22 protein-coding genes are annotated in these 24,794 nt (G+C 68.0%); 9 read left to right on the top strand and 13 right to left on the bottom strand.

Annotated elements, in window-relative coordinates; genetic code table 11:
- Position 1: 1 nt before the first annotated feature.
- The 4 genes from AC07OH_RS07805 to AC07OH_RS07790 all read right to left on the bottom strand — a co-directional run bounded on the left by AC07OH_RS07805 (position 2) and on the right by AC07OH_RS07790 (position 5,209).
- Entirely contained in the window at positions 2–997 is a 996-nt protein-coding gene (locus AC07OH_RS07805; RefSeq protein WP_495300199.1) for a DUF3829 domain-containing protein, read from the bottom strand.
- Positions 998–1,118: 121 nt separating this feature from the next.
- Positions 1,119–1,766 (bottom strand): LysE family translocator, encoded by a 648-nt coding sequence (locus tag AC07OH_RS07800; protein WP_495300198.1) that lies wholly within the window; start codon positions 1,764–1,766, stop codon positions 1,119–1,121.
- Between the two features lie 31 nt (positions 1,767–1,797).
- A complete protein-coding gene (argA, locus tag AC07OH_RS07795; protein WP_062470199.1) occupies positions 1,798–3,144 on the bottom strand; it encodes an amino-acid N-acetyltransferase in 1,347 nt (448 codons plus the stop codon).
- 43 nt (positions 3,145–3,187) lie between these two features.
- Entirely contained in the window at positions 3,188–5,209 is a 2,022-nt protein-coding gene (locus tag AC07OH_RS07790; protein WP_495300197.1) for an AAA family ATPase, read from the bottom strand.
- A gap of 348 nt (positions 5,210–5,557) precedes the next feature.
- On the opposite strand from AC07OH_RS07790, the gene hrpA reads away from it, so the two are divergent.
- Positions 5,558–9,523: an ATP-dependent RNA helicase HrpA gene (gene hrpA, locus AC07OH_RS07785; RefSeq protein ID WP_495300196.1), complete on the top strand. Its 3,966-nt coding sequence runs from the start codon at positions 5,558–5,560 to the stop codon at positions 9,521–9,523.
- Positions 9,524–9,567: 44 nt separating this feature from the next.
- Here hrpA and AC07OH_RS07780 read toward each other — a convergent pair whose 3' ends face one another.
- The 8 genes from AC07OH_RS07780 to lptF all read right to left on the bottom strand — a co-directional run bounded on the left by AC07OH_RS07780 (position 9,568) and on the right by lptF (position 15,517).
- Positions 9,568–9,726, bottom strand: a complete 159-nt coding sequence (locus tag AC07OH_RS07780) for a DUF3309 family protein (protein WP_093195340.1) — start codon at positions 9,724–9,726, stop codon at positions 9,568–9,570.
- A 98-nt stretch (positions 9,727–9,824) separates the two neighbouring features.
- Positions 9,825–10,274, bottom strand: coding sequence for a DUF3592 domain-containing protein (locus AC07OH_RS07775; RefSeq protein WP_495300195.1), 450 nt, complete (start codon positions 10,272–10,274; stop codon positions 9,825–9,827).
- An 11-nt stretch (positions 10,275–10,285) separates the two neighbouring features.
- Positions 10,286–10,660, bottom strand: a complete 375-nt coding sequence (locus tag AC07OH_RS07770; RefSeq protein ID WP_495300194.1) for a rard protein — start codon at positions 10,658–10,660, stop codon at positions 10,286–10,288.
- Positions 10,661–10,688: 28 nt separating this feature from the next.
- Positions 10,689–11,870, bottom strand: a complete 1,182-nt coding sequence (locus tag AC07OH_RS07765; RefSeq protein ID WP_495300193.1) for a pyridoxal phosphate-dependent aminotransferase — start codon at positions 11,868–11,870, stop codon at positions 10,689–10,691.
- A 31-nt stretch (positions 11,871–11,901) separates the two neighbouring features.
- Positions 11,902–12,843: a CysB family HTH-type transcriptional regulator gene (locus tag AC07OH_RS07760; RefSeq protein ID WP_056580504.1), complete on the bottom strand. Its 942-nt coding sequence runs from the start codon at positions 12,841–12,843 to the stop codon at positions 11,902–11,904.
- Between the two features lie 63 nt (positions 12,844–12,906).
- A complete protein-coding gene (locus tag AC07OH_RS07755; protein ID WP_495300192.1) occupies positions 12,907–13,278 on the bottom strand; it encodes a sirohydrochlorin chelatase in 372 nt (123 codons plus the stop codon).
- Positions 13,275–14,381 (bottom strand): LPS export ABC transporter permease LptG, encoded by a 1,107-nt coding sequence (gene lptG / locus AC07OH_RS07750; protein ID WP_495300191.1) that lies wholly within the window; start codon positions 14,379–14,381, stop codon positions 13,275–13,277. Before lptG ends, AC07OH_RS07755 begins: the two co-directional genes overlap by 4 nt.
- Positions 14,378–15,517 (bottom strand): LPS export ABC transporter permease LptF, encoded by a 1,140-nt coding sequence (gene lptF / locus AC07OH_RS07745; RefSeq protein ID WP_495300190.1) that lies wholly within the window; start codon positions 15,515–15,517, stop codon positions 14,378–14,380. Before lptF ends, lptG begins: the two co-directional genes overlap by 4 nt.
- Before the next feature lie 21 nt (positions 15,518–15,538).
- Here lptF and AC07OH_RS07740 point away from each other — a divergent pair, with 21 nt between their 5' ends.
- From AC07OH_RS07740 to AC07OH_RS07725, 4 genes are all read left to right on the top strand, one after another.
- Positions 15,539–17,089, top strand: a complete 1,551-nt coding sequence (locus AC07OH_RS07740) for a leucyl aminopeptidase (protein WP_495300189.1) — start codon at positions 15,539–15,541, stop codon at positions 17,087–17,089.
- Positions 17,086–17,529 (top strand): DNA polymerase III subunit chi, encoded by a 444-nt coding sequence (locus tag AC07OH_RS07735; protein WP_095948627.1) that lies wholly within the window; start codon positions 17,086–17,088, stop codon positions 17,527–17,529. The genes AC07OH_RS07740 and AC07OH_RS07735 overlap by 4 nt, the downstream gene beginning before the upstream one ends.
- Positions 17,529–17,957: a hypothetical protein gene (locus tag AC07OH_RS07730; RefSeq protein ID WP_495300188.1), complete on the top strand. Its 429-nt coding sequence runs from the start codon at positions 17,529–17,531 to the stop codon at positions 17,955–17,957. The genes AC07OH_RS07735 and AC07OH_RS07730 overlap by 1 nt, the downstream gene beginning before the upstream one ends.
- Before the next feature lie 136 nt (positions 17,958–18,093).
- On the top strand, positions 18,094–19,299 hold the full coding sequence (locus AC07OH_RS07725; protein WP_369628966.1) for a branched-chain amino acid ABC transporter substrate-binding protein: 1,206 nt from the start codon (positions 18,094–18,096) through the stop codon (positions 19,297–19,299).
- A gap of 112 nt (positions 19,300–19,411) precedes the next feature.
- Here AC07OH_RS07725 and AC07OH_RS07720 read toward each other — a convergent pair whose 3' ends face one another.
- The gene (locus AC07OH_RS07720) at positions 19,412–19,801 is read right to left on the bottom strand and encodes a response regulator (protein WP_495300187.1); all 390 of its coding nucleotides are present in this window, start codon (positions 19,799–19,801) and stop codon (positions 19,412–19,414) included.
- 304 nt (positions 19,802–20,105) lie between these two features.
- Here AC07OH_RS07720 and AC07OH_RS07715 point away from each other — a divergent pair, with 304 nt between their 5' ends.
- The 4 genes from AC07OH_RS07715 to AC07OH_RS07700 all read left to right on the top strand — a co-directional run bounded on the left by AC07OH_RS07715 (position 20,106) and on the right by AC07OH_RS07700 (position 24,784).
- Positions 20,106–21,173, top strand: a complete 1,068-nt coding sequence (locus AC07OH_RS07715) for an EAL domain-containing protein (protein WP_495300186.1) — start codon at positions 20,106–20,108, stop codon at positions 21,171–21,173.
- A 32-nt stretch (positions 21,174–21,205) separates the two neighbouring features.
- The gene (locus AC07OH_RS07710; protein WP_495300185.1) at positions 21,206–21,976 is read left to right on the top strand and encodes a fumarylacetoacetate hydrolase family protein; all 771 of its coding nucleotides are present in this window, start codon (positions 21,206–21,208) and stop codon (positions 21,974–21,976) included.
- Between the two features lie 37 nt (positions 21,977–22,013).
- Positions 22,014–23,240: a pyridoxal-phosphate-dependent aminotransferase family protein gene (locus tag AC07OH_RS07705; protein WP_495300184.1), complete on the top strand. Its 1,227-nt coding sequence runs from the start codon at positions 22,014–22,016 to the stop codon at positions 23,238–23,240.
- 218 nt (positions 23,241–23,458) lie between these two features.
- Positions 23,459–24,784 (top strand): MFS transporter, encoded by a 1,326-nt coding sequence (locus AC07OH_RS07700; protein WP_492676984.1) that lies wholly within the window; start codon positions 23,459–23,461, stop codon positions 24,782–24,784.
- Positions 24,785–24,794: the final 10 nt, after the last annotated feature.

Below are 24,794 nucleotides of genomic sequence, written 5' to 3'. Positions count from 1 at the left end.
CTCAGCAAAGCGGGTGGTTGAACTGGCCGATCATGTTGGCGAAGTTCTGGTTGTAACGGTGGGCCGCGTCGACGATACCCGAGCGGCCCATGCGGGCCATCGCGCCGGTTTCCTTGCGCTTGAACACGCCGTCTTTGGCGTCCTTGATCACCGAGCGCGACTGGCCGATGAACTCGTTGATCTGCAGCATGCCGCCGCTGCAGCTCTTGCCGCTCTGGGCCGACTGCTCGGCGGTCTTCTTGCTCCAGCCCGCGGCCGAGTCGACCACCAGCGCCAGCGAGGCCTCGAAGGCGGCCAGCGCCTGCGGGTCGTTGGGCGCGGCGAACAGCGCCATGGCGTCGGCGTGGTTGAGCTTGCCGTGGTAGATCAGGCCGGCGCGGTAGTAGGCGGCGGTGTCCTTGGGCGCTTTCTCGAAGGCCTCCTTGGTGAGCGCCTGGTCGCGGGCGCTCAGGCCCTTGTCGAAGGCGGCTTCGGCCTGCGCGACGGTGGTGAGCGCGGCCAGGTAGTCGGCGCTCATCTGGCGTGCCTTGTCGCCGTTGTCGGCGAGGTAGCCCTTGGAATTGGCGTAGTCGTTCAGCTCGCGACTCAGGGGCGACAGCACCTTGAGCGCGGCCGAGAAGGCCTTGGCCGATTCGTCGATCTCGGGCAGCGGCGCGGCGATGGCGGCGGCGGCATCGAGCTTCTTGGCCGAGCGGTCGACCAGGATGTCGTTCTGGATGCGCAGGCTGGTGAGCGGCGCCTTGGCCTGCAGCAGCGGCACCTGGCCGGTCACGTAGCTTTCGCGGGCTTCCTGGAACGAGGTGCGCAGGTTGTTCGACACGTCGACGTAGAGGTTGTACTTCTCAACGAGCTGCTGCTGGTCGTTGCCGGCCGGGGCGGCCGGCTTGGCTTCGGCGGAAGCGGGCGGAGCGGTCTTGTCCGCCTTGTCGCCGCAGCCCGCGACGAGCGCCGACACGGCGACGAGGGTGGCACCCAGCAGGGCTTGGTAGTTCTTCATTCTTTCATTTCCTCCGTTGAAAAAAAGCAGCACGGGCAGGCCGCGGTATGGCGGCTTGCCGGAAAAACATCGTGGGGAGGAGCGCCGCTGCCTGAGGACAGCGGTCGAGGGGCGGGATCGGTCAGACGGCGGTGGCCGCGCTGCGCCGGTAGAAGGCGAGCGAGCCCGCCAGCGCCAGCAGCATGCCGCCGCAGGCGCGGTCGATCCAGCGCGTGGCCGACACCGTGAGCAGCCGGATCGCGCGGGCGCCGACGAAGGCATAGCCGAGCATTACCAGCATGTCGAGGCCCGCGAAGATCAGCGCAATGATCAGGTACTGCGGCGCCTGCGCGGCGGCCGGGTCGATGAACTGCGGCAGCAGTGCCGAGCAGAAGATGTAGCCCTTGGGGTTGGTCACCGCCACCAGGAAGGACTTGAAGAAGATGCGCCGGCTTTCGACCGCCGTGACGGTGGCCGCGGCGTCCGCGCTCGGCAGCTGGAAACCGCCCTGGGAGCGCAGCATGCGCAGCCCGAGCCAGGCCAGATAGACCGCGCCGACCCACTTGAGCATCGAGAACCAGAACTCCGAGGCCGCCAGCAACGCGCCCAGGCCGAGCGCCACGGCGCCGACCAGCACGAAGTCGGACAGCACCGCGCCGAGCATGCCCGGCAGCGCCCGTCGCACGCCGTGGCGCGAGCCGTTGCTCAGGGCCAGCAGCACCGTGGGGCCGGGCGTGGCGATGGCGGCGAAGGCCACGATGGCGAACAGCAGGGCGGTGGCGAGCGTCATCGGGGCGTCTTTCTTCGGATGGGTTTCTTCTTCAGATCTTCTTGACCAGCACCTGGCTCTTGCGGTCCCAGTTGTACTTGCGCTTGCGCGCCTCGGGCAGCCAGTCGGGGTTGACCTGCTGGAAGCCGCGCTTGAGGAACCAATGCATCGTGACGGTGGTGAGCACGAAGATGCTTTCCAGGCCCATGGCCTTGGCGCGGTGCTCGATGCGCTTGAGGATGCGTTCGCCGTCGCCCTGCGACTGCGACTGCGGCGACACCGTGAGCGCGGCCATCTCGGCGGTCTTCGCCTCGGGGTACGGGTACAGCGCCGCGCAGCCGAAGATCACGCCGTCGTGCTCGATGACCGTGTAGTGGCCCACGTCGCGCTCGATCTCGGTGCGGTCGCGCTTGACCAGCGTGCCGTCGCGTTCGAAGGGTTCGATGAGCTGCAGGATGCCGCCGATGTCGTCCACCGTGGCTTCGCGCAGGCTCTCGAGTTTCTCGTCGATCACCATGGTGCCGACGCCGTCGTGCACGTAGATCTCGAGCAGCAGCGAACCGTCGAGCGCGAACGGAAGGATGTGATTGCGCTCCACGCCGCCCTTGCAGGCCTTCACGCAGTGCTGCAGGTAGAAGGCGGTGTCGGTCGGCTTCTGCGCGGGCGGCAGCGAGGCCAGCAGCTTTTCGGCGGCGGCCAGCGGCAGCTCGGTGTCGATCGGGTTGTCCTCGCTCTCGGGCAGTTCGCTGTCCACGCGGATGCCCGGCACTTCGGTCAGGAAGATCAGCTTGTCGGCCTGGATCGAGATGGCCACGCTGGTCGCCACTTCTTCCATCGTCAGGTTGAAGGCCTCGCCGGTCGGCGAGAAGCCGAAGGGCGACATGAGCACCATCGCGCCGAAGTCGAGCGTGCGGCGGATGCCGGCCGCGTCCACCTTGCGCACCAGGCCCGAATGCTTGAAGTCCACCCCGTCGACCACGCCCACGGGGCGCGCGGTGATGAAGTTGCCCGAGATCACGCGCACCGTCGAGCCGGCCATGGGCGTGTTGGGCAGGCCCTGGCTGAAGGCGGCCTCGATCTCGTAGCGCAGCTGGCCCGCGGCTTCCTGGGCCGAGTCGAGCGCCACGGCGTCGGTGATGCGGATGCCGTGTGAGTACTTCGCCTCGTGGCCCTTGGCCGCCAGCTGCTCGTTGACCTGCGGTCGGAAGCCGTGCACCAGCACGATCTTGACGCCCATGCTCTGGATCAGGGCCAGGTCCTGCGCGATGTTCTGCAGCTTGCCCGCCGCGATGGCCTCACCCGCCAGCGCGACCACGAAGGTCTTGCCGCGGTGCGTGTGGATGTAGGGCGCGACCGAGCGGAACCAGGGCACGAAGGTGAAATTGAAGACGGTGGACATGGGGCGTGATTGTGCATTCTTGGCAAGGTTTTGGTGCGGCGCGTCATGCCAGGGCGCGCAGCAGCCGGCCGGCCCCGGCCGCGGCGGGCGTGCCGCGGGCCTTGAAGGCCTCGAGCTGTTCGGCGTAGGCGTCCAGCGGCTCCACCGCCGCCTCGGCCGCACCCGCCGGCGCGGCCGGTGCCAGCGGCAGGCCGAGCAGGGCGGCGAGCTCGTCCGGTGCGATCGAACCGTGCGCCATCAGCGCATCGACCACTGCCATGAAGGCGGTGGCGTGCGCTTCGAGCAGGCCGAGCGCGCGGGTGTGTTCGCGCGCCAGGATGGCCTCGATCTCGCGGTTGGTGGCGGCCACGTCGGTGTTGAGGTTGTCGTTCGAATCGGTCGTCACGTCGGTGCGGCTCCAGCGGGTGCCGAAGCCCAGGTGGCGCACGTGGCGCGCCGCCGTCGCGGTCGCCTGCATCAGGTCGCGCTCGGCGCCGGTGGTGCAGCCCGATTCGCCGAACACCAGCCGCTCGGCCGCGCGGCCGGCCAGGCTCACGCACACGCTGTCCAGCAGGTTGCGCTTGGACCAGGCCTTGCGCTTCACGTAGCTGTTGTAGCCGCCCTCGAACGAGGCCACGTTGATGCGGATCTCCTGTGGCGCGCGGCCGAAGAGCAGGGCGTACACCAGGCCGTGGCCGGCCTCGTGCACCGCGAGCAGCGCACGGAAGTCGGCGTTGGCGCGCTGCTTGAGCCGGTTCAGCTCCAGCGCCACCGGGAACTCGCGCCGTGCCAGCCGGAAGCGCGCGACCAGGCGCGGGCCGCCGGGCGTGACCTCGCCGGGGTCGAGCATCAGCCACACGGGCTCGCTGCCGTGCGCGCCCTGTTCGAGCGCCCACAGCGCGGCATTGACCAGCGTCGCGCTCAGGATTGCGTGGATCGACGAGAACAGCGGGCGCGTGCCCTGCGCCGGGAACACGGCGTTGGCGTAGATCTGCTCGTACACGCTCGCGTCGAGCACGAAGCGCACGCCCGAGCTTTCCTGGATCTCGCTCACGTAGCGGTCGCAGATCGACAGGATCAGGCGCACGTAGGTGGCGCGGCTGAACGACGGGTAGATCACGTGGTTGTTGCCCAGCCGCGCGACCTGCTCGGGCTTGAAGCGTTCGGCCAGCGCCTTCTTCACGTCGATGAGCGAGAGCTTCTTGGTCAGCGCGTGAAAGATGTCGGCGTCGGTGTCGCAGTCTTCCACCCGCTTGGCGGTCTCGGCGTACATCTCGTCGAGGTTGCCCGAGACGAAGACCAGCAGCTTGGAGTAGTCGGTCTCCCAGTTGTCCTGCGAGGCGCGAAAAGCGCGCAGCCGCGCCTGGATCTCGTCGGGCTTCCAGGTCATGATTTCGAGCAGCGACTCGCGCAGCTTCAGGCAGCGCTTGAACTCCTGCGCTTCCCAGGGCGAGAGCTGCAGGCGGCGCTTGCGCTTGGTCTTGCCGGCCTTGGCGCCGTCGTCCTCTTCGTCTTCATCGTCGTCATCGGTGCGGCGGTCCTGGTCGTACTCGGCCCAGGCCAGCGACGACTCGATCTCGCTGAGCACCGACAGCGACGGCGGCAGGCGGCCGTCGGACAGCAGCGCCCACACGTCCTGGTAGCGCTCCACGCGCGCTTCCTTGCCGCTGGCGTCCACGGTGCGAAAGCGCTGGAACTCGTCGAGCACGAGGATGCCGGGCGCGCCCTCGGCGATGCCCGACTCGGCCAGCATGGCCGAGATCGAGCCGGCGGTGCGGTGGCCCGAACCGTGGCTGAAGCCGTCCATCTGCACCTCGATGAAGCGGTCGTAAAAGCCCAGGTGCTGCGCCAGGCGCCGCACGAGCTGCGTCTTGCCGGTGCCGGTCAGGCCCCACAGGCAGATGACGACCGGGCGGCTGATGAGCTGCGGCAGCACGTACCAGGCGCGCAGCGAATCGATCACGCGATCGATGATCTCGTCGATGCCGAACAGCTCGGCCTTCAGCGAATGGGCAATGGCCTGCAGGTGGCGCGTGCGCTCGGCCAGCGTGGTGTGCAGGTCGCGGGAAATGTCTTGTTGCGACATGAGGTTCTTTTTCTTCGAATGATTCGGGACACGGAAACAGGAATGCGGCCGCTTCTCCACGCGAGATGCGGGGAGGGCGGTGGTGCAGGCGCTGTGCGGGTCAGGCTGGCGCGCTTCAGTCCGTGAAGCGCGAGCACAGGGCGTTCAGTTCCGCGAAGGAAGCTGAAGCCGGCGCGCGGGCTTCGTCAGGCCGGGCGGGTCGCCTTGACCCCGCCGCGTGCAAGGACGCGGCTTGCGCAGCGGATGCGCATCGAAAGGGGTGCAAGGAAGGAGGTCATGGCCGCGATCGTAGCGGCGGCATGCGGTAGAGTAAATAGTCTTTACGAAAATTTCTGCGCCACCTGCTGCATGCGGCCTCGCTGTGGATGCCATGCAACAGCGCCGGGCCCCCGCGATAATTGGCGGTTTGCCCGCCTGCCGCCGCGCGCAACGACCGACGACTGCCTTGCCTTGACGACCCTCACACCTCCCGCCCCCCTGCGCATCGAGTTTCCCGAATCGCTCCCGGTCTCCGGCCGGCGCGAGGAGATCATGGCCGCCATTGCGGCGCACCAGGTCGTGGTCGTCTGCGGCGAAACGGGCTCGGGCAAGACCACGCAGCTGCCGAAGATCGCGCTGGCGCTCGGGCGCGGCAAGCTCAACGCGGAGCCCGGCAAGGGCCGCCTCATCGGCCACACGCAGCCGCGCCGCATTGCCGCCAGCTCGGTCGCCAAGCGCATCGCCGAAGAACTGAAGACGCCGCTGGGCGACGTGGTCGGCTTCAAGGTGCGTTTTCAGGACCGCCTGAGCCGCGACGCCTCGGTCAAGCTGATGACCGACGGCATCCTGCTGGCCGAGACGCAGACCGATCCGCTGCTCAAGGCCTACGACACGCTCATCATCGACGAGGCCCACGAGCGCTCGCTGAACATCGACTTTCTCTTGGGCTACCTGCGCGAGATCCTTCCGCGCCGGCCCGACCTGAAGGTGATCGTCACCTCGGCCACGATCGACGCCGACCGCTTCGCGCAGCACTTCGCTTCGGCCAAAGGGCCGGCGCCGACGATCATGGTGTCGGGCCGCACCTTCCCGGTCGAGCAGCGCTACCGGCCGTTCGAGGAGTCGCGCGAGCACGACCTGAATGACGCGATTGCCGACGCGGTGGACGAACTCTGGCGCGATCCGCACAACGCCGGCGACATCCTGATCTTCCTGCCCGGCGAACGTGAAATCCGCGAGGCAGCCGACCACCTGCGCCGCCACGTCAGCCACCAGCCGCTGTTCCGTAATGCCGAGGTGCTGCCGCTGTTCGCGCGGCTGTCGGGCCCCGAGCAGGACCGCATCTTCGAGAGCCACCACGGCCGTCGCATCGTGCTGGCCACCAACGTGGCCGAGACCTCGCTCACCGTGCCGGGCATCCGCTACGTGATCGACACCGGCACGGCGCGCGTCAAACGCTACAGCTTCCGCAGCAAGGTCGAGCAGCTGCTGGTCGAGCCGATCAGCCAGGCCGCGGCCAACCAGCGCGCGGGCCGGTGCGGCCGCGTGGCGAACGGCATCTGCATACGCCTGTACGACGAGAAGGACTTTGCAGGCCGCCCCCGCTTCACCGACCCGGAAATCCTGCGCTCGTCGCTCGCGGGCGTGATCCTGCGCATGAAGTCGCTGCGGCTGGGCGACGTGGCGCGCTTCCCGTTCCTCGAAGCGCCGTCGCCGCGCGCGATTGCCGATGGCTACCAGCTGCTGAATGAACTGGGTGCGGTCGACGACGCCAACGAACTCACGGCCACCGGTGCCGAGCTGGCCAAGCTGCCGCTCGATCCGCGCGTGGGCCGCATGATTCTGGAAGCCCGCACGCGCGGTGCGCTCGAAGAAGTGCTCATCATCGCCTCGGCGCTCAGCGTACAGGACGTGCGCGACCGGCCGATGGACGCGCAGCAGCAGGCCGATCAGGCGCACTCGAAGTTCGACGACGAGAAGAGCGAGTTCAGCGGCTACCTGCGCCTGTGGAAATGGATCGCCGACGCGCGCGGCGGCCACGGAGACACGCACAAGCTGAGCAACCGCCAGTACGAGCAGCTGCTGCGCCAGAACTTCATCAACATCCGCCGCGTGCGCGAATGGCGCGACATCCATTCGCAGCTGCTCACGGTGGTCACCGAGCACAAGTGGCGCATCAACGCCACGCCGGCCGGCTATGAGCCGCTGCACCTGTCGATGCTCGCGGGCCTGCTGGGCAACGTGGGCTGGAAGCTCGAGGACGACGAGGCCTACCTGGGCGCGCGCGGCATCAAGTTCTACAAGCACCCCGGCGCGCACCTGAAGAAGAAGCCCGGGCGCTGGATCGTCGCGGCCGAACTGGTCGAGACCACGCGCCTGTTCGGGCGCGGCATTGCCAACATCGAACCGCAGTGGCTCGAACAGGTGGCGGGGCACCTGCTGAAGAAGCAGCTGCTCGACCCGCACTGGGAAAAGAAGGGCGCGCAGGTCTCGGCGCTGGAGCGCGCGACGTTGTACGGCCTCGTGGTCTACAGCGGGCGGCGCGTCGATTTCACCAAGGTCGATCCGGTGTCGGCGCGCGAGATCTTCATCCGCGAAGCGCTGGTCGGTGGGCAATGGGAGAGCAAGTTTCCCTTCCTCACTGCCAACCGCAAGCTGGTGCGCGAGGTCGAAGGCCTGGAACACAAGGCACGCCGGCAGGACGTGCTGGTCGACGATGAACTGATCTTCGCCTTCTACGACGCGCAGCTGCCGGCCGACGTGGCCAGCGGCATCACCTTCGAGAACTGGTACCGCCACGCCGCGAAGGACCAGCCGCGCCTGCTGTACCTCACACGCGACGAGCTCATGCGCCACCAGGCGGCCGGCATCACGACGCAGTCGTTCCCGCCCACGCTGCGCCTGGGCGGCGTCGATTGCGCCGCGAGCTACCTGCACGAACCGGGCGACGCGAAAGACGGCCTCACGGTCAGCGTGCCGCTGTTCGTGCTCAACCAGGTGAACGAAGAGCGCTGCGAGTGGCTGGTGACGGGCATGCTCAAGGACAAGATCCAGGCGCTGCTCAAGAGCCTGCCGCAGCGCCCGCGCTCGCGGCTGGTGCCGCTGCCCGAGTCGGCCACCAAGCTGGCCGAGGAGCTGTCGGCGCCCGAACTCTTCGGCACCGGCTCGCTCACCGACGTGCTGCTCAAGCGCGTGCGCGACCTGACCAGCATCGATGTGAAGCGTGCCGACTTCAAACTCGACATGCTGCCGCCGCACCTGTTCATGAACCTGCGCATCGTCGACGAGCACGGCCGCCAGCTCGGCATGGGCCGCAACCTCGGCGCGCTGAAGGCCGAGCTGGGTGCGCAGGCGCGTGGCGCGTTCCAGGCGCTCGCGGGGCTCAACGTGAAGGCGTCGCCGGCCCCCAAGGCCGCGCCTGCGAACGGGGCCCAGGCCCCGGCGAAGAGCGCCGCGCCCGAGAAGGCAGCACCCACGCTGCCCGCCGGCCAGCGCTACACGAGCTGGACCTTCGGCGAGCTGCCCGAGCTGATGGAAGTGCGGCGCGGTTCGCAGTCGCTCATCGGCTTTCCGGCCCTGCGCGACGAGGGCGATGCCGTGACCATCGAGGTGTTCGACGAGCCCGCCGTGGCGGCCGCCAAGCACCGCGCGGGCCTGCGTCGCCTGTTCGCGCTGCAGCTGAAGGACGCGCTCAAGTACCTCGAGAAGAACATTCCCGACCTGCAGAAGATGTCGGTCGCCTACATGCCGCTGGGCACGTCGGAAGAACTGCGCACGCAGATCATCGACGTGGCGATCGACCGCGCCTTCCTGCAGGAGCCACTGCCGACCGACGAGTTCGCCTTCAAGAAGCGGCTCGAAGAAGGGCGCGGGCGGCTCACGCTGATCGCCAACGAAGTGGCGCGGCTCGCGGGCGTCATCCTCGTGGAGTACGCCGCGGCGGCGCGCAAGATCAAGGACACGAAGGTCCAGCCCGAGGCGGTGCAGGACGCGGCGCAGCAGCTGCAGAAGCTCGTCGGCAAGCGCTTCATCGCCGATGCGCCGTGGACGCAGCTGCAGCACTTCGCGCGCTACCTCAAGGCCATCGTGCTGCGCCTGGACAAGCTGCGCGCCGACCCCGCGCGCGACACGGCCAAGCTGGCCGAGCTGAAGCCGCAGGAGCAGCGCTACTGGCGCCTCGTGGCCGAGCGCAAGGGCGTGGTGGACGAGCGCATGCTCGAATTCCGCTGGCTGCTCGAGGAGCTGCGCGTGAGCTTCTTCGCGCAGGAGCTGCGCACGCCGCAACCGGTGAGCGTGAAGCGGCTCGACAAGGCCTGGGCGCAGCTTCAGGCGTAAAAAAACCCGCGGCGACGCGGGCTTTTTTCATTGCGGGCCGGGCGCTATATGCGGCCCATGAGCACGAGGATCACCACGATCAGCACCACGAGCCCGAGGCCGCCGCTGGGTCCGTAGCCCCAGGCCCGGCTGTAGCCCCAGCTCGGCAGCGCGCCGATCAGCAGCAGGATCAGGACGATCAGCAGAATGAACGAGAGAGACATGTTTTTCTCCTGGGACGTTGTTGTCACGAGCTTTCATGCTCATCGTCCCGGGGCGCTGCGAGCGCCGGAGAGCCGCCCCTGAGGCGGTCAGGGCTGTCCTACCGTGGGCGTCGGCGCTTTACCGGTGCGCCTGCCAGCAGGAAGTGCACGGCCACGCCCACCGCCAGGAAGATGGCGCCCAGACCGCCGACGATGGCGGCACCGCCCCACAGGTCGAAGAAGCCGTCGAGCCGGGCGTCCTGCGGGTTCGCGGGGTTGAAGAACACGCCCACGATTTCGCCCTTGTCGTAGGCCGGCGGGTTGCTGCTGCTCGAGGGCGAGAACTCGACGATCGCGCCCGAGGGCAACGTGAAGCGCACCAGCGGGCGCCACGTCGGCGAGTTGCTGCGGCTCGAACTTCCCGCGGACTGCAGCGCGATCACCTCGCCCTGTGCCTTGCCGGCCGATGCGATGAACTTCGTGGTGTTCTGGTAGAGCAACCAGCCGCCGAGGAGCATGAGCGCGCCGACGAGCGTGAAGATGCGCGTGATGAGGCGGGTGGGGTTCATTCGGACGGCTTTCAGTGGCGCATCCACTCGACCGACAAGGTGCCGACCGCAGCCAGCACCAGGCTCGACACCAGGAAGCCCGCGGCCCCCAACGTGGCCAGCAGCGCCCGTCGCCAGGGCCGCGTGCGGAAGAAATAGACCGGGATGCCCAGCAGCGGAAACACGCCCGCGAGCAGCGCAGAGCGGCCGGGCGCCGGCACGCCGCGCGCGAGGCCGTCGGCCCGGCACCACGTGTAGCACAGGGCCGAGATGAGGAACACATGCACCACGTCCAGCACGGTGTAGTCCTTGCCGCGCAGCGGCGGCAGGAACGCGTCGGCGATGCCCACCACGAGGAACGACAGGGCCAGGGCCAGCAGGATCCAGCGCGGCCGGTTCATCGTCATCGCGGTGCCTGGATAGCGGCCGCCGACGTCAGAGCTTCGCGAGGCGGTCGAGCGCGGCGAGCAGCGTCTCGTCCTTCTTGGCGAAGCAGAAGCGCACCACGCGCTGGTCGAAGCCGTCGCCGTAGAACGCTGACAGCGGGATCGCCGCCACCCCGATCTCGCGCGTGAGCCAGAGGCAGAAATCGGCCTCCGACAGGTCGCTCACGGCCGAGATGTCCACGCACTGGAAGTAGCTGCCCTCGCTGCGCAGCAGCTTGAAGCGGGTCTTCTCGGCCAGGCCGGCCGCGAACAGGTCGCGCTTGCGCTGGTAGAAGGCCGGCAGCTCCAAGTAGGGCTCGGGCCGCGCCATGTAGTGCGCGAGTGCGTGCTGCATCGGCGTGTTCACCGTGAACACGTTGAACTGGTGCACCTTGCGGAACTCGGCCATCAGCGGCGCGGGCGCGGCCACGAAGCCGACCTTCCAGCCGGTGACGTGGTAGGTCTTGCCGAAGCTGCTGACGATGAAGCTGCGCGCCGCCAGGCCGGGGAAGCGCGCCACGCTTTCATGGCGCGCGTCGTCGAACACCATGTGCTCGTAGACCTCGTCGCTGATCACGAACACGTCGGTGGGCGCGAGCAGGTCTTCGAGCTGTCGCATCTCGGCCTCGGTCCAGACCGTGGCGCTCGGGTTGTGCGGCGTGTTGATGATGATCGCGCGCGTCTTCGGCGTGAGCGCGGCGGCGATCTTGTCGAAGTCGGGGCGGAAGGTGCCCGGCACGAGCGGCACGCGCACGACCTTGCCGCCGGCCAGGTCGATGTTGGGGACGTAGCTGTCGTAGCAGGGCTCCAGCACGATCACTTCGTCGCCGGGGCGCACGATGGCCAGGATGGCCGTGATGATGGCCTGCGTGGCGCCGGCCGTGACCGTGATCTCGGTTGCGGCGCTGTAGCTGCGGCCGTAGAGCGCCTCGATCTTGGCGGCGATGGCATCGCGCAGCGACGGAATGCCCGGCATCGGCGGGTACTGGTTGTGGCCGGCCGCCATGGCGGCGGTCACGTCTTCGAGCAGCTTCGGATCGCAGTGGAAATCGGGGAAGCCCTGGCCGAGGTTCACGGCGTTCTTCTCGGCCGCGAGCGTGGACATCACGGTGAAGATGGTGGTGCCGACAGCCGGCAGCTTGGTGGTGATCTCGGGCGTGCGGGGAGAAGACGAGGGGGTGGCGGTGCTCATGGTCGGTCGTCGCGGGGAAAGATGCAGAGGATCAGAGTTCGTAGTCTTGTTGATGGCCGCTGAGCGCCTTCGCGATCAGGTTGCGGTCGAGGCGGTCGGACAGCAGCTCGGCGAATTTGAAGACGAAGTTGCGCAGGTAGGCGCTGCGCTTGAAGGCGACACGCGCGATGTTCTGGCCGAACACGTGGCCCATCGGGCGCACCACGAGGTCGGCGTTCGACTCGTCGCGCACGGCCATCTCGGCCACGATGCCGACGCCCAGGCCCAGGCGCACATAAGTCTTGATCACGTCGGAGTCGATGGCCTCGAGCGCGATGCGCGGCGTGAGCTTCTTCTGCGCAAACGCATGGTCGATGCGCGTGCGGCCGGTGAACGACGGGTGGTACGTGATGATGGGTTCGAGCGCCAAGTCTTCGAGCGACACGCGCTCCTTGGCCGCCAGCGGGTGGTCCTTGGGCAGCACCAGCACGTGCTGCCATTCGTAGCAGGGCAGCGTGACCAGCTCGGCGTAGCCGTCGAGCGATTCGGTAGCAATGCCGATCTCGGCGATCTCGTCGATCACCATGCGCGCCACCTGGTCGGGCGAGCCCTGGTGCAGGCTGACGTTGACCTTCGGGTAGGCCTCGCGCAGGTTGGCCACGGGCACCGGCAGCACATAGCGCGCCTGCGTGTGGGTGGTGGCGATGGAGAGGGTGCCGCTGTCTTGTGCGCTGAACTGTTCGCCGATGCGCTTCAAGTTGCCGACCTCGCGCATGATGAGTTCGATGCTGGCGATGACGTGCTGGCCGGGTTCGGTGATGCGCTTCAGGCGCTTGCCGTGGCGGGCGAAGATCTCGACGCCGAGCTCTTCCTCGAGTTCGATGATCGCCTTGGAGACGCCGGGCTGCGAGGTGTGGAGCGCCTTGGCCGCCTCGGTGAGGTTCAGGTTGCGCCGCACGGCTTCCTGAACAAACTTGAACTGGTGCAGATTCATATCAAATTCCGTCTGATTGCGGAATTCATTATGCCTTTGAAGTCTATAAAAATGACCGGGACTTCAGGATTCGATGGCAATCCGGGCCAGCAAAGCGACCAGTTCGGGGGATTCGCCCACGATCGGGGCGAGCGAGAACGCCACGTCGGGCCAGCGCTGGCGCAGGGCGTCCAGCTGCAGCGGCAGGTCTTCGCGGGCGTGCTTGCCCATGCCCAGGAACAGCGGCACCACGTGCACCGCGGTGGCGCCGTCGGCAATCAGCGCGGCGGCGGCGGCCGGCAGGTCGGGCGTGGCCAGTTCCATGTAGGCGCAGCTGACGCGCACCGTGGGGTCGTCTTCGCGCATGCGGGCGGCGACCGCCTCGATGGGCTCGCGCCAGCGCGCGTCGCGCGAGCCGTGCGCGAGCAGCACCGTGCCCGGCACCTGCGCGGTCATCGCCTCAGGACCAGCCAGCTGAAGGCGGTCAGCGACAGCACCGAATAGATCATTCCCGGCGCCGCCGCCGTGAGCCAGGGCGACCAGTTGCTCAGGTTGCCGAGGTAGCCGAACACGTTGTTCAGCAGGAAGAAACTGATGCCGATCATCACGCCGCCGAACACGTAGGTCGTGATGCCGGCCTGGCGGAAGTGCAGGTAGGCGAAGGGCAGGGCGAGCACCACCATCACCAGGCACGACAGCGGATAGAACACCTTGCGCCAGAACTCGATCTCGTAGCGCTGCGCGGTCTGGCCGTTGGCGTTCAGGTGCCGGATGTAGTCGAACAGGTCGATGGTGCTCATGCGGTCGGGCCGCAGCAGCGCGACCGACACCATTTCGGCGGTGAGCGAGGTGGGCCAGTCCATCTTCTCGATCTGGGTGGTGACGATCTGGGCCTTCTCGGTGTTGCGGGTCTGGTAGTCCTGCTGCTCGACGTCGGAGAGCGTCCATTTGTCGTCGACGATGCGCGCCGACCGGGCCACCAGCTGCTTGCTCACATAGCCGTCGGCGTCGAATTCGAAGATACGGGTGGTTGTGAGCGAGCCACCGCGCGAGATCGACAGCACGTTGACCGCATAGGAGGTGTCGCCACGCTTTTCCTTCAGCCAGGCGCCGGTGTTTCCCACCAGCGAGAACGTGCCTTGGTAGCGCGACTTGAGCAGCTGCCCGGTGCGCCCCGACAGCGGCGCGATGTAGTCGCCGATGGCGAAGGTGAGCACCACGAAACCCAGCCCCAGCAGCAGCAGCGTGCGCAGCGCGCGCCACGGGCCGAGGCCGCTGGTGCGCAGGATGGTGTACTCGGAGCTTTGTGCCAGTCGCGCCATCACGAAGATGCAGCCGATCAGCACCGTGATCGGCAGCAGCTCGTAAAGGTGGCTGGGCACCAGCAGCAGCACGTACATCAGCGCCTGCACCGGCCCGTAGGCCAGACTTTCAGGCTTGCCCACGGACTGCAACTCGTCGACGAAGTCGAAGAAGAAAAACAGGCTCAAGAAGCCGAGCGTCACGAAGGCCACGGCCTTCAGCGCCTCGACGTAGATCAGTTGGCGGATGGTTTTCACGCGGTGGGCTCGATCTTGGAAGGCGGGGCGGTCGGCGGGCCACCGGCGATCACGCGCGGGGTCTTGCTGCGGCGAGTCCAGTTGTTGTTGCGCAGCGTGAGCCAGGCCGTGGCGAACACGAAGACGCCGCCGTGCAGCAGCAACATGAACGAGCCCATGCCGTAGCGTCCGGAACTGACCCAGCTCTGGCCGAGGTTCAGCAGGTTGTAATAGACGACGAAGGCGAACAGCGCAAACACTAGGTTGCCGCTGCGTCCCACTCGCGGATTGACGCTCGACACGGTCAGCGCCAGCAGCACAAAGTTGATGGCAGCCAGCAGCATGCCGAAGCGCCATCCGAGCTCGCCCGAGTTGGCGTCGCTGCGTTCGCGCAGCAGCGACAGGGTGGAGCGGGCGCGCGTGGGCGTGTTGTCGGTGGTGGTCGCAGCACTGTCGCCAGCGCGCGTGCCGTAGGTCTTGAACTCGCTGATCTTCAGGCCCGACTCCGTGAAGAGGGGGCGCTCGAGGCGCTGGCCGTTGCTCAGCATCAGGTAGCGCTGCGTACCGACATCCTCGATGCGCCCGCTGCGCGCCGAGGTGGTGATCTGCAGGCCGCGCTCGACGGCCCAGATGAACACGTTGGTGGCGGTGGCGCCGTCGGGCGTGTCCTTGTCGATGAAGAACACGCGCAGCCGGCCCGAGGACTCGCGGAACTCACCGGGCGTCACGCGCTCGATGTCGCTGCGCTGCTCGTACTGCTGGCGCATGCCGATGGTCTGCGAGTTGGCCCAGGGCCAGCCCACCAGCGCCATGACCGCGATGAGCAGCAGCACCGGCCAGGCGAAGCGGAACAGCGGCTGGACGAAATCGGCCAGGCCGCGTCCGCTGGAGAACCAGATCACCATTTCGCTGTCGCGGTACATGCGCGAGAGCGTGCCGACGATGGCGATGAACAGGCTCAGGCTCAGGATGGTCGGCATGTAGCCGAGCACCGTGTACGCCATCACGAGGAACACCTCCTGAGGGTTCACGCTGCCCTTGGACGCCAGCCCGAGCGTACGGATGAGCATCATGGTCATCACGATGGTGACCAGGACGACGAGGGTCGCTCCGAAGCTGCGCGACAGCTCCTTGCGTAGGGAAGAATGGAATAACATCGTTCGAGGAAAAAAAGGATTATGGACTTTCAACTCAAGACCCTCACCGTCGCCCAGGCCGCCGCCGAGAAATCCGACCTCCTCATCGTGCTCGTCGGCAGCGCTCTCCCCACCGCCAAAGACCCCGTTTCCGTGCTCGCCGCCAGCGCCCGCAAGGCCGGCGACCTGCCCGACAAGGCCGGCAAGCTGCTCGCGCTGTACCGCCCCGAGGCCGTGGTGCCGTCGCGCGTGCTGCTGGCCGCCATCGGCGACGGCAAGGCCGCTTCGGTGCGCAGCGCCGTGAGCGCGGCAGTGGCCGCAGCCAAGGCCAATGGCCCGAAGCGCGTCGTGATCGTCTTCGCGCAGCCGGCCGACGCCGCCGCGGTGGCCGCCGCCGTCACGGCCGCGGCCGATGCCAGCTATGTCTACACCACGACCAAGTCGAAGGCCGAGCCGCGCAGCATCCGCCACCTGACGCTGGGCGTGTCCGAGGCCGCCAGCCCCGCCGTCAGCAAGGCGTTCGACGACGCCCGCGCCACGGTCGCCGGCATCGAGCTGGCCAAGGAGTGGGGCAACCGTCCTGCCAACCACGCCACGCCCACGCTGCTGGCCGAAGCCGCCAAGGGGCTGGCGAAGCTGCCGCGCATCAAGTGCGAAGTGCTGGGCCCGAAGGAGGTCGAGAAGCTCGGCATGGGCGCGTTCGCCGCCGTGGCCCAGGGCTCGGCCGAACCGCTGCGCTTCATCGTGCTGCGCTACCAGGGCGGCGCCAAGGACGAGGCGCCCGTGGTGCTCGTGGGCAAGGGCATCACCTTCGACACCGGCGGCGTCTCGCTCAAGCCCGCGGCCGAGATGGACGAGATGAAGTTCGACATGTGCGGCGCCGCCAGCGTGCTCGGCACCTTCCGCGCGCTCGGCGCGATCCAGCCGGCGATCAACGTGGTCGGCCTGATTCCCTCGTGCGAGAACATGAACGACGGCAAGGCCGTCAAGCCCGGCGACGTGGTCACCAGCATGAGCGGGCAGACCATCGAGATCCTGAACACCGACGCCGAAGGCCGGCTGATCCTGTGCGACGCGCTCACGTATGCCAAGCGCTTCGACCCGGCTGCCGTCATCGACATCGCGACGCTCACAGGCGCCTGCGTGGTGGCTTTGGGCGGCGTGCGCAGCGGCCTGTTCGCCAGCGACGAGTCGCTGGCCTCCGCGCTCGAATCGGCCGGCGAGGCTTCGCAAGACCGCTGCTGGCGCCTGCCGCTGGACGACGACTACGCCGAAGGCCTCAAGAGCAACTTCGCCGACGTGGCCAACATCGCCGGGCGTGCCGGCGGCGCGATCACCGCGGCCAAGTTCCTGCAGCGCTTCACGGCCGACTACGCCTGGGCTCACTTGGACATCGCAGGCACGGCCTGGAAGAGCGGGGCGGCCAAGGGCTCGACCGGTCGGCCCGTCGGCCTGCTGGTGTCGTACCTGACGAACCGCGCAGGCGGCAACGCTGCCGCACCCAAGGCCGAGAAGGCCGCCAAGCCTGCAAAGAAGGCCGCTGCGCCCAAGGCCCCGGCCAAGCCGGCCCGAAAGGCCCGGTCCGCGCAGTGACCGACATCGGCTTTCACTACAACGCGCCCGACAAGCTCACCTACGCTTGCCGGCTGGTTCGCAAGGCCGTGAACACACGCGGCCTGCGCGTGGTGGTGGTGGGCGATGCGCGCGCGCTCGACACGGTCGATGCCGCGCTCTGGCAGCTGTCGCCGGTCGACTTTGTCGCGCACTGCCGCGCCGATGCGCCGGCCCATGTGGTGGCGCGCTCGCCCGTCATCCTGTGCGCCGAAGGTTCGGACGCGGCCTCGCTGCCGCACCGCGAGATGCTGGTCAACCTGGGCCTGGAGGTGCCGGCCGGCTTCGAACGCTTCGAACGCATGATCGACATCGTGAGCGACGAGGCCAACGACCGGCAGGTCGGCCGCACCCGCTGGCGCCACTACGCCGACCGGGGCTACACGATCCAGCCGCACGATTTCGCAAGGAGCGCTTCCTGATGGCCAGCACGCTGCGCACGCCGCCCCGGTTCGTCCCGACGCTGACGACCGTGCTCGAGATTCCGGCCGAGCCCGTGCCGGTCGCCGAGACGGTGCGACCCACGGGGGCACCGGTGTCGCAGCCCCCGCCGCCCGACCTCGCGAGCGCCGTGGCGTTGCCGCCTTCGGTGCCGCTCACGCCGGCTGAAATCGTCAGCCTCGAAGAGCAATTGCTGCACCGCGTGCTGCAGCGCGTCGACCTGTCGCTGGAAGAGCGATTGAGCGACGCCGTGTCAGCTGCCGTTCAGCATCAGCTCGACGAAATGGTGCCGCGTCTGCGCGGCGAAATCGAGGCCGTGCTGCGTGCGCTCGTCATCGAATCCATGGCCGCTGAACTCTGTGAAAACACAGGGGAAAACACAGGGTCTACGCCAACTTCCGGCGCATAAATCCTCGGCTAAACTGCGCCGCAGGTCGGAATGGCGTGAGGGTGCCGCTGGTCTGCGGCGCGAAACTTGCGAGGTCTGAACGCCCGGATCGAACGACCGGTTTTTATATCTTTTCATCCAAGTTCTGGAGGTTCTCATGCAATTGAAATGGACTGCGGTCGCACTGGCTGCACTCACGCTCGTGGCTTGCGGCAAGAAGGAAGAAGCTGCTGCTCCGGCGGCACCGGCACCCACGGCTGCGGCTCCGGCCCCTGCTGCGCCTCCGGCTGATGCCCTGGTCGTCAAGATCGGCCACGTCGGCCCGACCAGCGGTCCCATTGCCCACCTCGGCAAGGACAACGAGCTCGGTGCCAAGATGGCCATCGAAGACCTGAATGCCAAGGGCTTCAAGATCGGTGACAAGGTTGCCAAGTTCGTGCTGGTTCCCGAAGACGACGCTGGCGATCCGAAGCAAGGCACCGCCGTCGCCCAGAAGCTGGTCGATGAAAAGGTCAACGGCATCGTCGGTCACCTGAACTCGGGCACCACGATCCCCGCTTCCAAGCTGTACAGCGACGCCGGCATTCCGCAGGTCTCGCCGTCGGCCACCAACCCCAAGTACACCCGCCAGGGCTTCAAGACCACGTTCCGCGTGGTGGCCGACGACACGCAGCTGGGCGGCACGCTGGGCAAGTACGCCGTCGAAACGCTCAAGGGCAAGAACATTGCCGTGATCGACGACCGCACGGCCTACGGCCAGGGCGTTGCCGAAGAGTTCGAGAAGGCTGCCAAGGCTGCCGGCGCGACCATCGTGGGCCACGAGTTCACGACCGACAAGTCGACCGACTTCAACGCCATCCTGACCAAGCTGAAGGCTGCCAAGCCCGACGTGCTGTTCTTCGGCGGCATGGACGCGGTGGGCGGCCCGATGCTCAAGCAGGTCAAGCAACTCGGCCTGAACGTCAAGTTCATGGGCGGCGACGGCCTGTGCACCGGCGAACTGCCGAAGCTGGCAGGCGACGCCATCGGTGAAGACATGGTGGTCTGCGCCGAAGCCGGCGGTGTCGACGGCGACTTCAAACAGCCGCTGGAAGACTTCAAGGCCAAGTTCAAGACCAAGAACGGCGTCGAAGTGCAGATCTACGCACCGTACGTGTACGACGCGGTCAACGTGCTGGCCGAAGCCATGGCCAAGGCCGGCTCGTCCGACCCGGAAAAGTACCTGCCTGAAGTCGGCAAGGTGCAATACAAGGGCGTGACCGGCCCGATCGCCTTCGACGAAAAGGGCGACATCAAGAACGGCGCCCTGACGCTCTTCACCTACAAGGGTGGCGTGCGTACGCAGATCGCCGTGGTGCGCTGATCGCATTGCAGCCAACGGTCCTTCATCGGACCGCTTGATGACAAGAGGGCCTTCGGGCCCTTTTGTCATTCATGGATGGGTGGTGCACGCGGCGCGTGGTGCGCGCTTGGCGTCAGAGGGTGGCAAAGCCCGAAGGGCGGTCGGTGTTGCAGTACTCGATGAAGGCGTCGAGGTCGCGCGACTTGTCGAACACGGCGTCGGCGCCCAGCGCCTGGCAGCGTGTGCGGATGTCCGAGGTGACGTAGTTGCTCAGCACCACGACCCGCTGGTCCGCGCGGCGCCGGCGGCAGCCCGAGAGCACGCCCAGGCCCGAGCCTTCCTTGAGGAACAGGTCGACGATGAGCAACTGCCAGGCATCGGGGTGGGCGGCCAGCCAGGCGAGCGCGCCCGACTCGGTTTCGGCGAAACCGACGACATGGCCGTTGACGAGGTCCTCGAGGGCCGGGACCAGGTTGTCCCTGATGGTCTTGTTGTCCTCGACGAGGAACGTGATGAGGGCCATGCCGCGGTTTTGATGTGTGAACCAATAGCGTAGCGTGGCGCGCGCAGGCTCCGCGTAGGAGAAAGGAGACGGACGCACGCAAACCGTGCAGCAATGGGCGTCGCCACAGCCTTGTCCGGCCCTTCCGGTCACATCTCCCAGTGAGCGCCTCGCGATGTGCAGGCCGGGACAACAGTTGTTCTGGCGCAACGCAGATTGGCGCGCAGTCCTAGCCCGAGGCCCGCGAGATTCGGACAGGGCCGATGGGGGAACGGGGCCGTGCCCGGGAAGATGCAAGGCATCTCTTCCTACCGGGCCTCCCGCCATGATCAGACACGCACTCGTGATCGACCAGGTCGAACGCACCGGCTTCGCGCTGGCCACCTTCATGCGCCACGCCGGCATTCCCCGCGTGGACGTCACGCGCAGCGGCCATGGCTTTGTCGAAGCGGTGCAGCGCCGCCGCCACGACCTGCTGGTGGTGGACATCGACACGCCCGAAGTCACGGGCCTGCAGATGATCGACGCGGTGGTCGAGGCCGGCAGCCCCGCGGTGCTGGTGCTCATGAGCGCCCAGCCGCCGCGCATCCTGCAGGCCGCAGAAGACTATGCCCGGGCCCGTGGCGCGCGTGTGCTTTCGGCCATCGCCAAGCCGCGCACCATGGTCACGATGGCGTCGGCGGCGCAGGCCATGACGCGCGGACGGCGCCACAGGGCCGGGCTGCGGCGCGGCAGTGCGCCGCCCGCGAACGGCGCACCGGCGGTCACGGCCGCGGTCCTGCGCGAGGCGCTGGCCACGCGCCAGATCGCTGCCCACTTCCAGCCGCGGCATTGCGCGCGCACCGGCGTGCTGCGCGGCGCCGAACTGCAGCCGGGCTGGTACCGGCCCGACGACACCTGGCTGCCCGCGGCCGACTTCCTGCCCGCCATCGCGCAGGCCGGCCTGCACGAGGCGCTGGTGCAACGCATGCTCGACTGCGCTTTCGAACTGCTCGGCTACATGCACAAGGACCACGGCCTGCGCCTGGGCGTGCGCGTGCGCGTGCGCGTGCCGGCGTCGGTCGCGGCTTCGGTGCACTGGGCGCAGGGCGTGGCCGAACAGGCCGAACGCGCTGGCATTGCCGCTGACCAGCTCGTGCTGGAGATCGCCGAAGACGGCGGCGCGCGCTGCAACGACGTGCTGGCCGGCGCGGTCGCGCACGGGGAGCACACGCACCCCGACGTCGGCGCGCTGCTCGTGTGGCTGGCCAACGAAGGTGCGGCGCGGGGCCAGGGCCTGCGGGCCGGGCAGGTCGTGACGACCGGTTCGTGCACCGGCATGTTGTTCGCCTCGCAGGGTACGGCCGTGCGGGCGGAAGTGAAGGGGCTCGCGCCGTTGCACGCGCGCTTCTGATTTCTTTCCTGGGATCACTGGAGGAACCCGATATGTCCCATTCAACGATCGACGCGGTCGCGCAGGCGCTGGTGCGTGCGCGCGGCGCGCACGTCGCGAGCCCGGCGGCCGACGTGGCCGGAGGGCTCGCGCAGGCCGACGAGGCTTACGCCGTGCAGCAGCAGGTGGCGCAGGCGCTCGGCTGGTTCGGTGCGGCGCCGCCCCGGTACTGGAAGGCCGGCGGCCCGTCGCGCGATGCCGTGCTGACGCATGCGCCGCTGCCGCCGCGCGGCGTATGGACCAGCCCGGCCTCGGCCGGCGACTGGCCGTTTCACCTGCGGGGCATCGAGGCCGAGATCGCGCTGCGCATCGGGCGCGACGTCGATCCTGTGTTTGCGGCGACGCTCGACGTCGACAGCGCACGCGCCCTGGTCGGCGCCATGACGGTCTCGATCGAGATCGTCGATTCCCGCTGGCAGGAAGCCCTCGACGCGCCCGCGCTGTGCAAGCTGGCCGACCTGCAATCGCACGGCGCGCTGGTGCTCGGCGAGTGGGTGCCGTTCGTGGCACGCGACTGGGCCGCGCAGGCCTGCGAGGTGCGCATCGGCGCGCGGGCGAGCGTGGTGCGCCGCGGCACGCATTCGCTCGGCGACCCCGCCTGGCTGCTGCCCGCGTGGCTGCGCCATGCCACGCGCCACGGCGAGACCGTCGCGGCCGGCACCGTGGTCACGACCGGCACCTGGGTCGGCATTCTCGAAGCGGGCGAGGGCGACCTCGTCACCGCCGAATTCCCGGGCATCGGCCACGCGTCGGTGCAGCTCTAGCCCTTTCCACAACCCATCCAGAACGGAGACAACCCCCATGATCGCGCTCGACAACCACCCCAGCGGCCGCCACTTCCTGCAGATCCCGGGCCCCAGCCTGGTGCCCGACCGCATCCTGCGGGCCATCAGCCTGCCGACCATCGACCACCGCGGGCCCGAGTTCGCCACGCTGGGCAAGAAGGTCATCGGCGGGCTGCAGCAGGTGTTCCAGACCCGGCACCCGGTCGTCGTCTATCCCGCGTCGGGCACCGGCGCCTGGGAGGCGGCGCTGGTCAACGTGATGAGCCCTGGCGACCACGTGCTGATGTTCGAGACCGGCCACTTCGCGACGCTGTGGCAGAAGATGGCGCGCCGGCTCGGCCTGGAGCCCGAGTTCCTCGCGCTCGAAGGCACCGACGAGACCGGCCTGCCGCGCAGCTGGCGCCACGGCGTGCAGGCCGACCTGATCGAGCAGCGCCTGCGCCAGGACACCACGCACCACATCAAGGCCGTGTGCGTGGTGCACAACGAGACCTCGACCGGCGTCACCTCCGACATCGCCGCGGTGCGCCGCGCGATCGATGCGGCGGGCCATCCGGCGCTGCTGATGGTCGACACCATCTCGGGCCTGGCGAGCGCCGACTACCGGCACGACGAATGGGGCGTGGACGTCACCGTCAGCGGTTCGCAGAAGGGCCTCATGCTGCCGCCGGGCATCAGCTTCAACGCCGTGTCGCCCAAGGCGCTCGAGGTGGCGAAGACGGCGCGCCTGCCCAAGGCCTTCTGGGCCTGGGACGAGATCATCGAGATGAACCAGGGCGGCTACTGGCCCTACACGCCGAGCACGAACCTGCTGTACGGCCTCAGCGAGGCGCTGGACATGGTGCTCGAGCAGGGCCTGCCCGTGATCTTCGCGCGCCACCAGCGCTGGGGCCAGGGTGTGCGCGCCGCCGTGCAGGCCTGGGGCCTGCCGACGCAGTGCGCCGACGCGCGCGTGCATTCGCCCGTGCTGACCGGCGTCATCACGCCGCAGGGCGTCGATGCCGACGCACTGCGCCGCCTCATCCATCAGCGCTTCGACCTCTCGCTGGGCGCGGGGCTGGGCAAGCTGCGGGGCCGCATGTTCCGCATCGGGCACCTGGGCGACTGCAACGACCTGACGCTGATGGCCGCATTGACCGGCATCGAGATGGGTTTCAAGCTGGCGGGCGTGCCGGTGGCCGGCAGCGGGGTGCTGGCGGCGATGGCGTACTTTGCGCAAACACCGGCCGTCGACGCCGCGTGATCCCCCGGGAAGGGGCGGCGGCCTAGGTGTTTGCCATTATCGTCAACAATATTGTCAACATTGATGTTGACGTTGATTTCGACAAAGTCTAAATTCCGCTCCACAGCCTCGGTGGTGCACTGGCCCGGACCAGCCCGACCCGCGACTGCAAAGTTCGCCAGCGTGCCGGGTCGTTTCCTTGCAAGCTGGCATCCGTGCCACTGCAAGGAGACAAACCGATGCAAAACACCATGACGGACGGCGCCAAGGCGACCGCCGCAGCGCCCGACGCCGCCCTCCAGCCCACCAAGGTGCGCTGGAAGATCTTCCTGATGATGTTGTTCCTGATCTCGATCAACTACATCGACCGGGCCTCGCTCTCGGTGGCCATGCCGTTGATCGCCAAGGAATTCGACATCGGCCCGGCCGTGCAGGGCCTGCTGCTCAGCTCCTTCTTCTGGACCTATGCGCTGATGCAGATTCCGGGCGGCATGCTGGCCGACCGCTACGGTCCGCGCGTCGTCATTGCCGGCGCCACCGTGGGCTGGGGCTTCTTCCAGGCCATCGCCGCCTTGTGCACGGGCTGGGTTCCCTTGCTGCTGACGCGGCTGGGCCTGGGCGCGGCCGAAGCGCCGATCTATCCCGCGGGCGGCAAGCTCAACGGCATCTGGATGACGCAGACCGAACGCGGGCGCGGCGCCACCTTGCTCGACGGCGGTGCGCCCCTGGGCGCGGCGCTGGGCGCGATCCTGATCTCGGCGTTGATCGCCGTGCTCGGCTCGTGGCGCCTGGCCTTCGTGATCGCCGGCGTCGGCACCGTCATCGCCGGCTACTTCGCCTGGCGCTACATCCGCAACCATCCACGCCAGCATCCCGACGTGAACGAGGCCGAGGCGCGCTACATCGAGGCCAGCCACGCCGCCGATGCCGCCAAGGAATCGGCCAATGCGAGCGGCCGCGTGCTCGACTTCTTCCGCTACCGCTCGGTGTGGGGCATGTTCTTCGGCTGGATGTGCTTCAACGCGCTGTTCTACGGCCTGCTCACCTGGATGCCCAACTACCTGTCGAAGGTGCACGGCTTCGACATCAAGCAGATGGGCGGCGCGGTGTTCATCATGTTCTTCTCGGGCTTCGTCGGCGAAATGTTCGGCGGCTGGCTGGCCGACAAATGGATGGCGGCCGGCGCGTCGCAAAGCAAGGTGCTGCGCACGCTGTTCGGCATCTCGTCGATCATCGCGACCATCGCCATCTTCATGGTGACGCGGATCACGGACCCGGTCGCCGTGGTCGTGCTGCTGTCGGTCACGCTGTTCTTTCTGCGCTGGTGCGGCCTGTTCTGGTGCGTGCCCTCGATCCTCGGCACGCGTGCCCGGGTCGGCTTCCTGGGCGGCACGATGAACCTCGGCGGCAACGTGGCGGGCATCGGCGTGCCGATCGTGGTCGGCCTGATCGTGCAGGCCACGGGCTCGTACTTCATGGCGCTCATGTTGTTCACTGCCGCCGGTGCGGGCCTCTTCGTCTGCTCGACGATGCTGATCGACTACAGCAAGAAGCTGCCGGTCTGATGCCACCCAC

The organism is Variovorax sp. GW821-FHT10C12, from assembly GCF_059415405.1.
The sequence above is the reverse complement of the archived record's forward strand: the minus strand, read 5'-3'. Positions and strand labels throughout refer to the sequence as shown.

What these genes read in the sequence shown, in the direction of transcription:
- AC07OH_RS07715 (WP_495300186.1), top strand. Translation starts at nt 20,106, where the DNA reads ATGATCAGACACGCACTCGTGATCGACCAGGTCGAACGCACCGGCTTC.
- AC07OH_RS07780 (WP_093195340.1), bottom strand. Translation starts at nt 9,726, where the DNA reads ATGTCTCTCTCGTTCATTCTGCTGATCGTCCTGATCCTGCTGCTGATC.
- AC07OH_RS07720 (WP_495300187.1), bottom strand. Translation starts at nt 19,801, where the DNA reads ATGGCCCTCATCACGTTCCTCGTCGAGGACAACAAGACCATCAGGGAC.
- AC07OH_RS07765 (WP_495300193.1), bottom strand. Translation starts at nt 11,870, where the DNA reads ATGAGCACCGCCACCCCCTCGTCTTCTCCCCGCACGCCCGAGATCACC.
- AC07OH_RS07790 (WP_495300197.1), bottom strand. Translation starts at nt 5,209, where the DNA reads ATGTCGCAACAAGACATTTCCCGCGACCTGCACACCACGCTGGCCGAG.
- AC07OH_RS07710 (WP_495300185.1), top strand. Translation starts at nt 21,206, where the DNA reads ATGTCCCATTCAACGATCGACGCGGTCGCGCAGGCGCTGGTGCGTGCG.
- AC07OH_RS07740 (WP_495300189.1), top strand. Translation starts at nt 15,539, where the DNA reads ATGGACTTTCAACTCAAGACCCTCACCGTCGCCCAGGCCGCCGCCGAG.
- AC07OH_RS07800 (WP_495300198.1), bottom strand. Translation starts at nt 1,766, where the DNA reads ATGACGCTCGCCACCGCCCTGCTGTTCGCCATCGTGGCCTTCGCCGCC.
- AC07OH_RS07730 (WP_495300188.1), top strand. Translation starts at nt 17,529, where the DNA reads ATGGCCAGCACGCTGCGCACGCCGCCCCGGTTCGTCCCGACGCTGACG.
- argA (WP_062470199.1), bottom strand. Translation starts at nt 3,144, where the DNA reads ATGTCCACCGTCTTCAATTTCACCTTCGTGCCCTGGTTCCGCTCGGTC.
- AC07OH_RS07705 (WP_495300184.1), top strand. Translation starts at nt 22,014, where the DNA reads ATGATCGCGCTCGACAACCACCCCAGCGGCCGCCACTTCCTGCAGATC.
- AC07OH_RS07755 (WP_495300192.1), bottom strand. Translation starts at nt 13,278, where the DNA reads ATGACCGCGCAGGTGCCGGGCACGGTGCTGCTCGCGCACGGCTCGCGC.
- hrpA (WP_495300196.1), top strand. Translation starts at nt 5,558, where the DNA reads ATGCGGCCTCGCTGTGGATGCCATGCAACAGCGCCGGGCCCCCGCGAT.
- AC07OH_RS07760 (WP_056580504.1), bottom strand. Translation starts at nt 12,843, where the DNA reads ATGAATCTGCACCAGTTCAAGTTTGTTCAGGAAGCCGTGCGGCGCAAC.
- AC07OH_RS07725 (WP_369628966.1), top strand. Translation starts at nt 18,094, where the DNA reads ATGCAATTGAAATGGACTGCGGTCGCACTGGCTGCACTCACGCTCGTG.
- AC07OH_RS07805 (WP_495300199.1), bottom strand. Translation starts at nt 997, where the DNA reads ATGAAGAACTACCAAGCCCTGCTGGGTGCCACCCTCGTCGCCGTGTCG.
- lptF (WP_495300190.1), bottom strand. Translation starts at nt 15,517, where the DNA reads ATGTTATTCCATTCTTCCCTACGCAAGGAGCTGTCGCGCAGCTTCGGA.
- AC07OH_RS07775 (WP_495300195.1), bottom strand. Translation starts at nt 10,274, where the DNA reads ATGAACCCCACCCGCCTCATCACGCGCATCTTCACGCTCGTCGGCGCG.
- AC07OH_RS07770 (WP_495300194.1), bottom strand. Translation starts at nt 10,660, where the DNA reads ATGACGATGAACCGGCCGCGCTGGATCCTGCTGGCCCTGGCCCTGTCG.
- AC07OH_RS07700 (WP_492676984.1), top strand. Translation starts at nt 23,459, where the DNA reads ATGCAAAACACCATGACGGACGGCGCCAAGGCGACCGCCGCAGCGCCC.